The following is a 14,353-nucleotide window of genomic DNA, read 5'->3' as shown; positions in this document are numbered from 1 at the left end:
ACTTCCTATCCTTGTATTAAAGCTTGATCTCGACGTCCACACCTGCGGAGAGGTCGAGTTTCATCAGAGCGTCAACGGTCTGCTGAGTCGGCTCGAGGATGTCGATCAGGCGCTTGTGGGTCCTGATCTCGAACTGCTCGCGCGACTTCTTGTCGACGTGCGGTCCACGAAGCACGCAGTACTTGTTGATCACGGTCGGCAACGGAATCGGGCCGGCAACGCGTGCGCCGGTTCTTTTCGCGGTGTCGACGATCTCGCCAACAGAGGTATCAAGCAGCTTGTGGTCGTATGCTTTCAAGCGAATTCTAATTTTCTGACTAGGCATCTCTTCCTCGTGATGAAACAAGTTTTCAGTTTACAGCCGAAGTTTCCGGCGGGACGCAGGAGCGGCCCGCCGGAAACCGGATGAAAACCGTATGTTTTTTCTATTCTTATTCGATGATGGAGGCTACGACACCGGCGCCGACGGTACGGCCGCCTTCGCGGATTGCGAAGCGCAGACCTTCGTCCATGGCGATCGGGGTGATCAGGTTGACGGTCACCGAGACGTTGTCGCCCGGCATAACCATCTCGACGCCTGCCTCGAGGTCGACCACGCCGGTCACGTCGGTGGTCCTGAAGTAGAACTGCGGACGGTAGCCGTTGAAGAACGGGGTGTGACGGCCACCTTCCTCTTTGGAGAGGATGTAGGCTTCTGCCTTGAACTTGGTGTGCGGGGTGATGGAGCCCGGCTTGGCCAGAACCTGGCCGCGCTCGATGTCCTCACGCTTCACGCCACGCAGCAGCGCGCCGATGTTGTCGCCTGCGCGACCTTCGTCGAGGAGCTTACGGAACATCTCGACGCCGGTGACGGTGGTTTTGGTGGTGGTCTTGATGCCGACAACCTCGACTTCCTCGCCGACTTTCACGATGCCGCGCTCGACACGGCCGGTTGCGACGGTACCGCGACCGGAGATGGAGAACACGTCCTCGACCGGCATCAGGAACGGCTTGTCGATGGCGCGAACCGGCTCCGGGATGTAGGTGTCGACAGCTTCCATCAGCTTCATGATGGCCTGCTCGCCCAGCTCGCCGGTGTCGCCTTCGAGCCCTTTGAGAGCGGAACCCTTGATGATGGGGATATCGTCGCCCGGGAAGTCATAGGAGGAGAGGAGTTCGCGAACTTCCAGCTCGACCAGCTCGAGGAGCTCCTCGTCGTCCACCATGTCGGCCTTGTTCAGGAACACGACGATGTAGGGGACGCCGACCTGACGCGCGAGCAGGATGTGCTCACGGGTCTGCGGCATCGGGCCGTCTGCTGCGGAAACAACCAGGATGGCGCCGTCCATCTGCGCCGCACCGGTGATCATGTTCTTTACGTAGTCGGCGTGGCCCGGGCAGTCGACGTGAGCGTAGTGACGCTTGTCGGTCTCGTACTCGACGTGGGCGGTAGCGATGGTGATACCACGCTCGCGCTCTTCCGGTGCGTTGTCGATCTGGTCGAACGCCTTGAACTCGGCCTGGCCTTTGCCTGCGAGTACCTTGGTGATTGCCGCGGTCAGGGTAGTCTTGCCGTGGTCGACGTGGCCGATGGTGCCGATGTTAACGTGCGGCTTGGTTCTTTCAAATTTAGCTTTTGCCATTTCGGAATCCTCCTCGATAGGGAAATTGAATAATTAGCCTTTGACCTTCGCTACTATTTCCTCGGCGACCGACTTCGGCACCGGCTCGTAATGATCGAAGGTCATGGAGTACGTTGCACGACCCTGGGTTGCGGAACGCAGGTCGGTGGAGTAGCCGAACATCTGTGCCAGCGGCACCATCGATGCGACCACCTGTGCGCCTGCGCGCCCTTCCATGCCCATGATGCGGCCGCGGCGGGAGTTCAGGTCGCCGATGACGTCACCCATGTACTCCTCCGGAACCACGACTTCCACCGACATGATCGGCTCCAGGATGATCGGGGAGGCCTTCTGGCAGCCTTCCTTGAAGCCCATGGAACCTGCGATCTTGAACGCCATCTCGGAGGAGTCGACCTCGTGATAGGAACCGTCGACCAGGGTGACCTTGATGTCGACGACCGGGAAGCCGGCCATGACGCCGTTGTCCAGCGCTTCCTTGATCCCCTTGTCGACCGCCGGGATGTACTCGCGGGGAACGACGCCGCCCTTGATGGCGTCGACGAACTCGTAGCCCTTCCCTGCTTCCTGCGGCTCGACCTCAAGCCAGACGTGGCCGAACTGACCGCGACCGCCGGACTGGCGCACGAACTTCCCTTCCGCCTTGACCTTCTTGGTGATGGTCTCGCGGTAGGCGACCTGCGGCTTGCCGACGTTCGCCTCTACCTTGAACTCGCGGAACAGACGGTCGACGATGATCTCCAGGTGCAGCTCGCCCATGCCGGAGATGATGGTCTGGCCGGTCTCCTCGTCCGTCTTGACGCGGAAGGAGGGGTCCTCGGAAGCGAGCTTGCCGAGCGAGAGGCCCAGCTTCTCCTGATCGGCCTTGGTTTTCGGCTCGATGGCGATGGAGATGACCGGCTCGGGGAACTCGATGGACTCGAGGATAACCGCATGGTCCTCGGCGCAGAGCGTGTCGCCCGTGGTGGTGTATTTCAGGCCTACCGCGGCGGCGATGTCGCCGGCGTAGACTTCCTTGATCTCTTCACGCTTGTTGGCGTGCATCTTCAGGATGCGGCCGATCCTCTCGCGCTTGCCCTTGGTGGCGTTGTACACGTAGGAGCCGGACTGGATCACGCCGGAGTAGACGCGGAAGAAGCAGAGCTGGCCTACGAACGGGTCGGTCATGATCTTGAAGCCCAGAGCAGCGAACGGCTCGGAGTCGGAAGCATGACGCTCGATCGGCGCGTCGGTGTTGGCGTCGACACCCTGGATAGCGGGGATGTCGGTCGGAGCCGGCATGTAGTCGAGGACGGCGTCCAAGAGGTGCTGCACGCCCTTGTTTTTGAATGCGGAACCGCAGATGACCGGGCAGATCTTGATGTCGAGGGTAGCCTGGCGGATGGCCGCCTTCAGTTCGGCGTTGCTGATCTCTTCGCCGCCCAGGTACTTCTCCATCAGCACGTCGTCGTGGGAAGAAACTTCCTCGATCAGCGCCTCGCGGTACTCCTGAGCCTGCTCGAGCAGGTCGGCCGGGATCTCGATGGTGTCGAAAGTAGCGCCCATGCTCTCGTCGTTGAAGACGATGCCCTTCATCTCGATGAGGTCGACGAGGCCCTTGTAGTTCTCTTCGCTCCCGATCGGGATCTGCAGCGGAACAGGGTTCGCCTTAAGCCGATCCTTGATCATGGCGATGCCGCGGAAGAAGTCTGCGCCCACGCGGTCCATCTTGTTGATGAACGCGATGCGGGGAACGCGGTACTTGTCAGCCTGGCGCCAGACGGTCTCGGACTGGGGTTCTACGCCACCGACCGAGCAGAACACGGCGACAGCGCCGTCCAGAACACGCAGGGAGCGCTCGACCTCGATGGTGAAGTCGACGTGACCCGGGGTGTCGATGATGTTAATGCGATGGTCTCTCCAGTTGCAGGTGGTAGCAGCGGAGGTGATGGTGATGCCACGCTCCTGCTCCTGCTCCATCCAGTCCATGGTAGCGGCGCCGTCGTGGACTTCGCCGATCTTGTGGGAAACACCGGTGTAGTAGAGGATACGCTCCGTGGTGGTGGTCTTCCCTGCATCTATGTGAGCCATGATCCCGATATTACGGGTCATTTCCAACGAAACCTGACGTGCCACTTACAATCTCCTTCGAGTTGCTCTCTAACCCTTAATGTGTGCCGCCGAAAACTACCAGCGGTAGTGGGCGAAGGCGCGGTTGGCCTCTGCCATCTTGTGGGTATCCTCGCGCTTCTTCACCGCGGAACCGCGGTTGTTGTACGCGTCGAGGATCTCACCGGCCAGCTTGTCGGTGACGGTCTTCTCGCTCCTGGTGTTGGAGTACTTCACCAGCCAGCGCATTGCCAGGGAGACGCGGCGCTCGGGGCGCACTTCGACCGGAACCTGGTAGGTCGAACCGCCGACCCTGCGGGACTTGACTTCGAGCATCGGCTTGATGTTGTCCAGGCACTTCTTGAGCACCTTGACCGGCTCTTCGCCTGCCTTGCCGGCCGCGATTTCCATCGCTCCGTACAGGGCCTTCTCTGCGGTCGACTTCTTGCCGTCCAGCATGATTATATTGATGAGCTTGGCAACTACCCTATCCGCATATTTAGGATCCGGAAGAATTACCCGCTTGGCTACTTCTCTTCTTCTTGGCATGTCAAACCTCTCACTTTAATCGGTTACTTGGGTCTTTTGGCCCCGTACTTCGAACGACTCTTCATCCGACCCTTGACGCCGACGGAGTCGAGCGTGCCGCGGACGATGTGGTAACGAACACCCGGAAGGTCCTTGACCCTGCCGCCCCTGATCAGGACAACGGAGTGCTCCTGGAGGTTGTGACCAACACCGGGAATGTAGGAGGTCACCTCAACGCCGTTGGTAAGCCTTACCCTCGCCACCTTACGGAGTGCGGAGTTCGGTTTCTTCGGGGTTGTGGTGTAAACCCTAGTGCAAACGCCCCTCTTCTGCGGGCAGCTCCTGAGTGCCGGAGCAGTGGATTTATCACCCTTTGACTCCCGACCATGACGAATAAGCTGATTAATAGTTGGCATACATTCCTCTCACGCAATTCTTCCCGCAAAGGAGCTGGTCTCCCGGCGGAAGCGACGAAAATAACAGCGCATACGGCGCTTGTCAAGTTTTATTTTGAAAAAAGTGAGAAATCGGTCGAAGGATTCAGGGGAGCCCCTCTTCCTCCGACCGAGCATTCAGGCTAGGCTTCTTCTTCGTAGATTTCTTCATCTTCCGGTTCTGCTGGCTCCGGAATGATTACTGGCTCCTCAGCAACCATGCGTAGGTTGCGGTAAAGAGCCAATCCCGTTCCCGCCGGGATCAAGCGGCCCATAATCACGTTCTCTTTGAGACCGCGAAGACTATCGACCTTACCTTCAATCGATGCTTGTGTCAATACTTTTGTTGTCTCCTGGAAGGAAGCAGCAGAAATAAATGACTCGGTAGAGAGCGACGCCTTGGTTATGCCAAGGAGCAATGACTCAGCAGTTGCAGGACGCCCGCCTTTGTCCATCGCCTTTTCGTTTTCTTCCTCAAAGACCCAGCGCTCGATCTGATCGTCGATGAGCAGATTGGTATCGCCGACATCCTTGACCCTGACGCGGCGCAGCATCTGACGTACGATGGTCTCGATGTGCTTGTCGTTGATCTTGACGCCCTGGAGTCGATACACCTCCTGGACCTCGTCGACCAGGTACTTGGCCAGTTCTTTCTGGCCGAGGACGCGCAGGATGTCGTGCGGGTTGGAGGAGCCGTCCATGAGCGCCTCGCCGGCGCGGACATGGTCCCCTTCGTGGACGCTGATGTGCTTCCCCTTGGGGATCAGGTATTCCTTGGGCTCGCCGAGTTCCGGAGTGACCAGTACCTTGCGCTTACCCTTGGCGTCCTTGCCGAAGGCGACCACGCCGTCGATCTCGGTGATGACCGCGAAGTCCTTCGGTTTCCTCGCTTCGAAGAGCTCGGCAACACGCGGCAGACCACCGGTGATGTCCTTGGTCTTGGTGGTTTCGCGCGGGATCTTGGCGATTACGTCGCCTGCGTTCACCTCGATTTCTTCCAGCACGTTGATGTTGGAGCCGACCGGGAGGTAGTAGCGGGCCAGAAGGTTCTCGCCGATCTTGGCGGTCTTGCCGCTCTCGTCCTTGATGGTGATGCGCGGACGCTTGTCGGTGTCGCGGGTCTCGATGATGACCTTCCTGGAGAGACCGGTGACTTCGTCGACCTGCTCCTCCATGGTGACGCCCTCGATGACGTCCCCGAACTTGACCCGGCCGGCGACCTCGGTGAGGATCGGCATGGTGTACGGGTCCCACTCGGCGACCGACTGCCCCTGGGCGACCTTCTCTTGCGGGCTCACCTTGATCTTCGCACCGTAGACGACGCCGTACTTCTCGCGCTCGCGCCCGGTCTCGTCCACGATGGCGAGCTCGCCGTTGCGGTTCATGACGATGTGGTGCCCTTCCGAGTTGGTGACGTAGTTGATGTTGATGAACTTGGCGAAACCCTCGTTCCTCGCCTCCAACGCGGTCTGCTCGGCGCGCCTCGAAGCGGTACCACCGATGTGGAAGGTACGCATGGTGAGCTGGGTGCCCGGCTCGCCGATGGACTGGGCGGCGATGACGCCGACCGCCTCGCCGCGGTTCACCAGGTGCCCGCGTGCCAGGTCGCGGCCGTAGCACTTGGCGCAGATGCCGCGGCGGCTCTCGCAGGTGAGCACCGAGCGGATCTTGACCTTCTCGAGGCCGGCGGCTTCGATCTTCGCCACCAGCGTCTCGTCGATCTCCTCGTTGGCCGGGACCAGCACGTCGCCGGTGACCGGGTCGAGGATGTCGTCGAGAGCCACGCGCCCGAGGATACGGTCGCCGATGTGCTCGATCACCTCGCCACCCTCGGTGAGGGAGGAGACGGTGAGCCCGTCGATGGTGCCGCAGTCGGCCTCGGTGATGATGGCGTCCTGCGCGACGTCGACCAGACGGCGGGTAAGGTAACCGGAGTTCGCCGTCTTGAGCGCGGTATCGGCCAGACCCTTACGTGCGCCGTGGGTGGAGATGAAGTACTGGAGCACGGTGAGGCCTTCGCGAAAGTTCGCCGTGATCGGGGTCTCGATGATCTCGCCCGAAGGTTTGGCCATGAGTCCCCTCATCCCTGCCAGCTGGCGGATCTGCTGCGCGCTACCCCTTGCGCCCGAGTCGGCCATCATGTGGATCGCGTTGAAGGAGGGAACCTTCACTTCCTTCCCTTCCGGGTCCAGGATGGTGTCGCGGGAGAGGTTGTCCAGCATCTCCTTGGCGATGTCCTCGGTGGATTTCGCCCAGATGTCGATGACCTTGTTGTAGCGCTCGCCGTCGGTGATGAGACCCTCGGTGTACTGGTTCTGGATCTCCTGCACCTCTTCGGTGGCGCGGTTGATGATGGCGGGCTTTCCTTCCGGGATGACCATGTCGTTGATCGAGATGGAGATGCCGGCTTTCGCCGCGTAGCGGAAACCGATCGCCTTCAGCTTGTCGGCGAGGATGACCGTCTCCTTGTTCCCGGCCAGACGGTAGCAGACGTCGACCAGGTTGGAGAGCTCCTTCTTGGTCATGACCTTGTTGATGGTTGCATACGGCACGGCATCCGGCAGGATGTCGCGCAAAAGCACGCGGCCGGTGGTGGTCTCGATCAGGGTCGGCTTCTCGTCCGAGACGAGGTTCTTCATCCTGACCTTGATACGCGCCTGCAGGTGGATCTCACCCGCGTCCCAGGCGATGTTGACCTCGTCCGGGGAGGCGAAGATCTTCCCTTCCCCCAGCGCGAAGTGCTTATCGCGGGTCATGTAGTAGATCCCGAGAACCATGTCCTGCGACGGCACGATGATCGGCTTGCCGTGCGCCGGCGACAGGATGTTGTTGGTCGACATCATGAGGACGCGCGCCTCCACCTGGCTCTCAACCGAGAGGGGGAGGTGGACGGCCATCTGGTCGCCGTCGAAGTCGGCGTTGAAGGCGGTGCAGACCAGCGGGTGGAGCTGGATCGCCTTTCCTTCGATGAGCACCGGTTCAAAAGCCTGGATGCCCAAGCGGTGCAGGGTCGGGGCGCGGTTCAGCAGAACCGGGTGCTCCTTGATAACCTCCTCGAGCACGTCCCAGACTTCCGGCTTCTCCTTCTCCACCATCTTCTTGGCGCTCTTGATGGTGGTGACGAAACCGCGCTCCTCGAGCTTGTTGTAGATGAACGGCTTGAAGAGCTCGAGGGCCATCTTCTTCGGCAGACCGCACTGGTGCAGGCGAAGCTCCGGACCGACGACGATAACGGAACGGCCGGAGTAGTCGACACGCTTACCGAGGAGGTTCTGGCGGAAACGGCCGGATTTCCCTTTGAGCATGTCGGAGAGGGACTTAAGCGGACGCTTGTTCGGGCCTGCGATGGCGCGGCCGCGGCGGCCGTTGTCGAACAGCGCGTCGACCGCCTCCTGCAGCATGCGCTTCTCGTTCCTGATGATGACCTCGGGGGCCTGCAGTTCCATCAGGCGCTTCAAGCGGTTGTTGCGGTTGATGACGCGACGGTACAGGTCGTTCAGGTCGCTCGTAGCGAAGCGGCCGCCGTCGAGAGGGACCAGCGGACGGAGCTCAGGCGGCAGGACCGGGATGCACTCGAGGATCATCCACTCGGGCTTATTGCCGGAGTTTTTGAAGGCCTCGATAACCTTCAGGCGCTTGGCGGTCTTCTTGCGCTTGGCCTCGGAGGTCGCCTCCTGCATCTCGATACGGAGCTGCTCGGAGAGTTGGTCCAGGTCCATCGAGGTGAGGCAGGTGCGAATCGCAGCGGCGCCCATGCCGGCCTCGAAGCCGTAGCTGTATTCCTCGAGGGCCTTCTGGTACTGGTCCTCAGAGAAGACGGTACCGAAGGCAAGGCCGGTGTCCTTCGGATCGGTTACCACGTAGGCCTCGAAGTAGAGCACCTTCTCGAGGTCCTTAAGCGTGATGTCCATCAGGTTGCCGATCCTGGACGGGAGCGACTTCAGGAACCAGATGTGCGCCACCGGGGTGGCCAGGTCGATGTGCCCCAGGCGCTCGCGGCGCACCTTGGAGGGGATGACCTCGACGCCGCACTTCTCGCAGACGATGCCGCGGTGCTTCATGCGCTTGTACTTGCCGCAGTTGCACTCGTAATCCTTGGTCGGTCCGAAGATCTTGGCGCAGAAGAGGCCATCGCGCTCCGGCTTGAAGGTACGGTAGTTTATGGTTTCCGGTTTCTTCACTTCCCCGAAGGAACGCTCGCGGATCTTGTCCGGCGAGGAGATCGAGATCTTGATGGAAGAGAAGTGGAGCGGGTCCTTCGGCTTATCGAAAAAGTTAAAAATGTCTTCCAAAATATATTCCTCCTTAGTAGTAGGAGTTACGTAATCAGATTAAGAGGCCGTTCAACGTTCCGCGTTCAACGTTCGGCGAAAAACCGGCAGTGGGTTTAAACGCCGAACGTTGAACGTTGAACAGTTTTTAGTCCTCGTCGCCTTCCAGGAGTTCCACGTCGAGGCCAAGGGACTGGAGTTCCTTGATGAGGACGTTGAACGACTCGGGCAGGCCCGGCTCCAGGGTGTGCTTCCCTTTGACGATGGCCTCGTACATCCTGGTGCGGCCGGCCACGTCGTCGGACTTGACGGTGAGGAATTCCTGCAGCGCGTATGCGGCGCCGTAGGCCTCCATCGCCCAGACCTCCATCTCCCCGAGCCTCTGACCGCCGAACCGCGCCTTGCCCCCCAGCGGCTGCTGGGTGACCAGAGAGTAGGGCCCGATGCTCCTCGCGTGGATCTTGTCGTCGACCAGGTGGTGCAGCTTCAAGAAGTACATGATCCCGACGGTGACCTGGTGCATGAACTTGTCGCCGCTCTTGCCGTCGTAGAGGGTGACCTGACCGGTGGTGCTGAAGCCTGCATGGGTCAGCATCGACTGTATCGACTCCTCGCTCGCACCCTCGAAGACCGGCGACGACATGGGGATGCCGCGCTTCAGGCGTCGTGCCAGGTTGAGGAGCTCCTCACCTTCCAGAGTATCGAGGAAGCGGTCCATTTCCGGGTTGTCGTACGCCCCCTTCAGGAACCTCTTGATCTCATCGTGCGGGGCGTTCTTCTCGAGGAACTCCTCGATCTTCCAGCCGAGCCCCTTGGCGCCCCAGCCGAGGTGCATCTCGAGGATCTGCCCAACGTTCATACGGGAAGGTACGCCCAGCGGGTTCAGCACGATCTCTACCGGACGGCCGTCTTCCATGTACGGCATGTCCTCTTCCGGGAGGATCCTGGAAACGACACCCTTGTTACCGTGGCGGCCCGCCATCTTGTCGCCCACCTGGAGCTTACGCTTGATGGCGATGTAGACCTTGACCATCTTGATGACGCCCGGCGGCAGATCGTCGCCGCGGCGCAGCTTCTGCACCTTGTCGTCGAAGACGTACTTGATGATGTCGATCTGCTGGTTCAGCGTGGAGAGCGTCTGGGCCACTTTCTCGTCGATGGTGTCGTCGTCGGCGATGGAGATCTCGTCCCAGCGGTCCATGGAGAACGATTTCAGCATCTCCTCGGTGATGGCCGCCCCTTTCGGGATCAGCACCTTGCCGTCGCTCCCTTCTATCTTCACTGCGGCGGCCTTGCCCACCAGCAGTTTCTTCAGCTTCCCGATAGCCGAATCGCGGATGATCCGGATCTCGTCCTGCTCGTCTTTCCGAAGCCGCATCTCCTCGGCCTTCTCGATGATCTCGGTACGGGCGTCCTTGTCGGCACCCTTACGGGAGAAGATCTTGGCACCGATGACGGTACCTTCCACCCCCGGCGGTACGCGCAGCGAGGTGTCGCGCACGTCGCCCGCCTTCTCGCCGAAGATGGCGCGCAGGAGTTTCTCTTCCGGGGAGAGCTGGGTCTCGCCCTTCGGAGTGATCTTGCCGACCAGGATATCGCCCGGACGGACTTCAGCGCCGATCCTGATGATGCCCGACTCGTCCAGGTCCTTCAGGGTCTCTTCGCCCAGGTTCGGGATGTCGGAGGTGATCTCCTCCTTGCCGAGCTTGGTGTCGCGGGCCACGGCCTCGAACTCCTCGATGTGGATCGAGGTGTAGCGGTCGTCTTTTACCAGGCGCTCCGAGATGAGGATGGAGTCCTCGTAGTTGTAGCCGCCCCACGGCATGAACGCGATCAGCACGTTCTGCCCCAGAGCCAGCTCGCCCATGTCGGTGGAGGGGCCGTCGGCGATGATGTCGCCAGCCTTCACGTGGTCGCCTACCTTTACCACCGGCCTCTGGTTGATGCAGGTGTTCTGGTTGGAGCGGGCGAACTTGATCAGGTTGTAGATGTCGACGCCGGTGCCGGTCGCGTCGTACTGATCCTCGTCGATTTTGACGACGATGCGGGAGGCATCGACGCTCTCCACCACCCCGTTATGGCGGGCAACCGAGGAAACACCGGAGTCGCGTGCGACGACGCGCTCCATCCCGGTTCCTACCAGCGGAGAGTCGGCGCGCAGAAGCGGAACGGCCTGGCGCTGCATGTTGGAACCCATCAGTGCGCGGTTCGCGTCGTCGTTCTCGAGGAACGGGATCAGCGATGCCGCGACGGAAACCAGCTGCATCGGGGCCACGTCCATAAGCTCCAGCTCGTCGCGTCCCACGAGGACGAACTCGCCGGATTTCCTGGCCGAGATGTAGTCAGCTGCGAAGCGCCCGTCTTTATCGATCTCGGCGTTGGCCTGGGCGATGGCGTGCCCTTCCTCCTCGAGAGCCGAGAAGAAGCGGACCTCGTCGGTCACCTTCCCTTCACTGACCACGCGGTACGGCGTCTCGACGAAGCCGTGCTCGTTGATCCTTGCGTAGGTAGAGAGCGACGCGATGAGACCGATGTTCGGACCCTCAGGGGTCTCGATCGGGCAGACGCGGCCGTAGTGGGTCGGGTGTACGTCGCGGACTTCGAAGCCCGCGCGCTCGCGGGTTAGGCCCCCCGGTCCCAGAGCCGAGAGACGGCGCTTGTGCGTGACCTCGGAGAGCGGGTTGGTCTGGTCCATGAACTGGGAGAGCTGCGAGGAGCCGAAGAACTCCTTCACTACTGCGGAGACCGGCTTGGAGTTGATCAGGTCGTGCGGCATCAGGTTCTCGACTTCCTGCAGGCTCATGCGCTCCTTGATGGCGCGCTCCATCCTGACCAGGCCGATGCGGTACTGGTTTTCCAAAAGCTCGCCCACGGCGCGGACACGACGGTTGCCCAGGTGGTCGATGTCATCGATGTTCCCCTTGCCGTTTTTCAGCTCGATCAGGTAGCGCACCACCTCGAGGATGTCCTCGCGGGTGAGCGTCATGCAGTCAAGCGGCACGTCTACGCCCAGCTTGTAGTTGAGCTTCAGGCGGCCGACGGCGGAGAGGTCGTAGCGCTCCGCGTTGAAGAACAGGTTCTCGAAGAGAACCAGCGCGCTCTTAAGCGTCGGCGGGTCGCCCGGACGCAGACGGCGGTAGATCTCGATCAGCGCCTCGTCGGTGGAGCCGATCTTGTCGATCAGGATGGTGTCGCGGAAGCTGGAGGTGACGTGCAGGTTGTCGATGAAGAGCACCTGGAAGGTGGTGATCCCCTTCTGGATGATCTCCTCGAGTTTGGCCTGGGTGAGCTCCTCGTTGCACTCCACGATGATCTCGCCGGTAGCCGGGTCGTAGATGTCGTGCGAAGCGACCTTTGCAACCACCTCCTCCTCGGAGATGGGGATCTCCTTGATCCCGTGCTCGGCCATCTTCCTGAGCGCCGCCTTGGTGAACTTGCGGTTCGCCTTGAGGATCACCTCGCCGGTAGCCGGGTCGACGATGTCAGCGGTAGCCTTCTGGTTCGAGAGAAGCTCAGCGTCGGCGAGCTTGGTCATGGCGCCGTTGTCGCCGAGCTTTACCTCTTCGGACTTGTAGAAGTAGTTGATCAGCGCGTCATTGGAGTAGCCGAGCGCCTTGAGGAGCACGGTGGCCGGCATCTTGCGCCGTCTGTCTATGCGAACATAAAGGATGTCTTTATGGTCAAATTCAAAGTCAAGCCACGAGCCGCGGTACGGAATCACGCGAGCGGAGTAGAGCACCTTGCCGCTGGAGTGGGTCTTCCCTTTGTCGTGGTCGTAGAAAACGCCCGGAGAGCGGTGCAGCTGGCTCACGATGACGCGCTCGGTGCCGTTTATGATAAAGGTCCCGTTGTCGGTCATCAGCGGGATTTCGCCGAAATAAACCTCCTGCTCCTTGATATCGCGGATCGATCTGGTACCGGGGTCCTTCGCCACATCCCACACCACCAGCCTCACCTTCACCTTCATCGGGGCCGCGAAGGTCATGCCGCGCTGGTGGCACTCCTCCACGTCGTACTTGGGCGCGCCGAGCGAATACGAAACGTACTCAAGCGAGGCGGTGTCGCTGAAGTCCCTGATCGGGAAGACGCTGCGGAAAACGGCTTCGAGGCCGGAATTTTTGCGTGCGTCTACGGGAGTGTCTAGTTGGAGGAATCTCTTGTAGGAATTTTTCTGGATGTCGATGAGGTTCGGTATGTCGATGATCTTGTGGATCTTGGCGAAGTTCTTGCGCAACAGGGGGTTATTCGCGATTGAATAAGCCATATCTTCTCCTTGTGGTGAACGCCTTGGAAGACCTCCACCCCCTTGAATTTCCTGCTGTGGTAGTTGTGGCGGGTACAGCGGGGTGAAGCGGCCTCAAACTAAAATAGAACAGCCAAGGCCGCATGAAGCGACCTTGGCTTTGGTAAAGATCGGTGCAGGACTACTTATTTCACTTCCACTTCTGCGCCTGCCTCGACCAGCTGCTTCTGTGCGTCGGCAGCTTCTTCTTTGGAGATGCCAGTCTTGACCGGCTGCGGTGCGCCGTCGACCAGGTCCTTGGCTTCTTTCAGGCCCAGGGAGGTCAGGCCGCGGACGACCTTGATGACTGCGATCTTGTTGGCGCCAGCGGCCTTCAGGATGACGTCGAACTCGGTCTTCTCTTCAGCGGACTCAGCCGGGCCGGCAGCCGGGCCTGCAGCAGCGACAGCAACCGGAGCTGCTGCGGAAACGCCGAACTTCTCCTCGAGCTCTTTCACGAGGTTAGCAAGTTCGAGGACGGACATGTTTTCGATGAAGCTGATTACTTCTTCTTTGGTGATAGCCATTTCTTTATTCCTCCACAGAATATTTTAGATGGTTGAGCGAAAGTGTGTGTGAACTGTGACTAGGCTTCTTTCTGTGCGCGGATCGCGTCCAGCGCGCGTACAAAGCCGCCCGGGACTGCTGCCAGAACGCGTACGAAGTTGCTTGCCGGTGCCTGCATGCTGCCCAGCATCTTGGCGATAAGCACTTCACGGCTCGGCAGGTCTGCGAGAGCCTGGATGTCAGCCACGTTGATGGTCTTGCCGGTGAGCACGCCGGCTTTCAAGGTAAACGGGTTGGTGTTTTCCTTGTTGAAGCGGGACAGCACCTTGGCCGCTGCGACGGGATCGTCGTAGCAAAGAGCGATAGCCGTAGGGCCGGCGTAGTAGGGGTTGAGCCCTTCCTTGTCGGTCCCTTTGGAAGCGATCTCGAGCAGGGTGTTCTTGACGACCTTGTACTCGGCGTTCGCTTTCCTGAGCTCGTTTCTGAGCTCAGTGGCTTGGCCGACGTTCATCCCGCGGAAATCCGCGAGAAAGACCGCCTGGGCCCTCTGGAGCTTGTCGTGCATCTCGGCAACAAGTTCTTGTTTGTTTTCCTTATTCAAGCGCCTTCCTCCTTTCTTTTGGT

At 60.3% G+C, this 14,353-nt stretch carries 9 protein-coding genes; all 9 read right to left on the bottom strand.

Translation table 11 applies throughout. The annotated features are described in order from the left end of the window. Window positions 1–16 precede the first annotated feature (16 nt). The 9 genes from rpsJ to rplJ all read right to left on the bottom strand — a co-directional run bounded on the left by rpsJ (window position 17) and on the right by rplJ (window position 14,330). Window positions 17–325 carry a 30S ribosomal protein S10 gene (gene rpsJ, locus GBEM_RS04660; RefSeq protein ID WP_012529365.1) on the bottom strand — a complete coding sequence of 103 codons (309 nt, stop codon included), beginning with the start codon at window positions 323–325 and terminating at the stop codon, window positions 17–19. 106 nt (window positions 326–431) lie between these two features. Continuing rightward, the gene (tuf, locus tag GBEM_RS04655; protein ID WP_012529364.1) at window positions 432–1,622 is read right to left on the bottom strand and encodes an elongation factor Tu; all 1,191 of its coding nucleotides are present in this window, start codon (window positions 1,620–1,622) and stop codon (window positions 432–434) included. A gap of 33 nt (window positions 1,623–1,655) precedes the next feature. Then, window positions 1,656–3,734 (bottom strand): elongation factor G, encoded by a 2,079-nt coding sequence (gene fusA, locus GBEM_RS04650; protein ID WP_012529363.1) that lies wholly within the window; start codon window positions 3,732–3,734, stop codon window positions 1,656–1,658. A gap of 51 nt (window positions 3,735–3,785) precedes the next feature. Continuing rightward, window positions 3,786–4,256 carry a 30S ribosomal protein S7 gene (gene rpsG / locus GBEM_RS04645; RefSeq protein WP_012529362.1) on the bottom strand — a complete coding sequence of 157 codons (471 nt, stop codon included), beginning with the start codon at window positions 4,254–4,256 and terminating at the stop codon, window positions 3,786–3,788. 23 nt (window positions 4,257–4,279) lie between these two features. Continuing rightward, complete coding sequence (rpsL, locus tag GBEM_RS04640; protein ID WP_012529361.1) at window positions 4,280–4,651, bottom strand: 30S ribosomal protein S12; 372 nt, start codon at window positions 4,649–4,651, stop codon at window positions 4,280–4,282. 161 nt (window positions 4,652–4,812) lie between these two features. Further along, the gene (gene rpoC / locus GBEM_RS04635) at window positions 4,813–8,961 is read right to left on the bottom strand and encodes a DNA-directed RNA polymerase subunit beta' (RefSeq protein ID WP_012529360.1); all 4,149 of its coding nucleotides are present in this window, start codon (window positions 8,959–8,961) and stop codon (window positions 4,813–4,815) included. A 127-nt stretch (window positions 8,962–9,088) separates the two neighbouring features. After that, window positions 9,089–13,204 (bottom strand): DNA-directed RNA polymerase subunit beta, encoded by a 4,116-nt coding sequence (gene rpoB / locus GBEM_RS04630; protein ID WP_012529359.1) that lies wholly within the window; start codon window positions 13,202–13,204, stop codon window positions 9,089–9,091. Between the two features lie 164 nt (window positions 13,205–13,368). Continuing rightward, on the bottom strand, window positions 13,369–13,749 hold the full coding sequence (rplL, locus tag GBEM_RS04625; RefSeq protein ID WP_012529358.1) for a 50S ribosomal protein L7/L12: 381 nt from the start codon (window positions 13,747–13,749) through the stop codon (window positions 13,369–13,371). Between the two features lie 59 nt (window positions 13,750–13,808). Next, window positions 13,809–14,330 (bottom strand): 50S ribosomal protein L10, encoded by a 522-nt coding sequence (rplJ, locus tag GBEM_RS04620; RefSeq protein ID WP_012529357.1) that lies wholly within the window; start codon window positions 14,328–14,330, stop codon window positions 13,809–13,811. Between the last annotated feature and the right edge of the window lie 23 nt (window positions 14,331–14,353).

This window comes from Citrifermentans bemidjiense Bem (genome assembly GCF_000020725.1).
Classification (GTDB): domain Bacteria; phylum Desulfobacterota; class Desulfuromonadia; order Geobacterales; family Geobacteraceae; genus Geomonas; species Geomonas bemidjiensis.
The sequence above is the reverse complement of the archived record's forward strand: the minus strand, read 5'-3'. Positions and strand labels throughout refer to the sequence as shown.

What these genes read in the sequence shown, in the direction of transcription:
- rplL (WP_012529358.1), bottom strand. Translation starts at nt 13,749, where the DNA reads ATGGCTATCACCAAAGAAGAAGTAATCAGCTTCATCGAAAACATGTCC.
- rpsL (WP_012529361.1), bottom strand. Translation starts at nt 4,651, where the DNA reads ATGCCAACTATTAATCAGCTTATTCGTCATGGTCGGGAGTCAAAGGGT.
- rpoB (WP_012529359.1), bottom strand. Translation starts at nt 13,204, where the DNA reads ATGGCTTATTCAATCGCGAATAACCCCCTGTTGCGCAAGAACTTCGCC.
- rpsJ (WP_012529365.1), bottom strand. Translation starts at nt 325, where the DNA reads ATGCCTAGTCAGAAAATTAGAATTCGCTTGAAAGCATACGACCACAAG.
- rpsG (WP_012529362.1), bottom strand. Translation starts at nt 4,256, where the DNA reads ATGCCAAGAAGAAGAGAAGTAGCCAAGCGGGTAATTCTTCCGGATCCT.
- tuf (WP_012529364.1), bottom strand. Translation starts at nt 1,622, where the DNA reads ATGGCAAAAGCTAAATTTGAAAGAACCAAGCCGCACGTTAACATCGGC.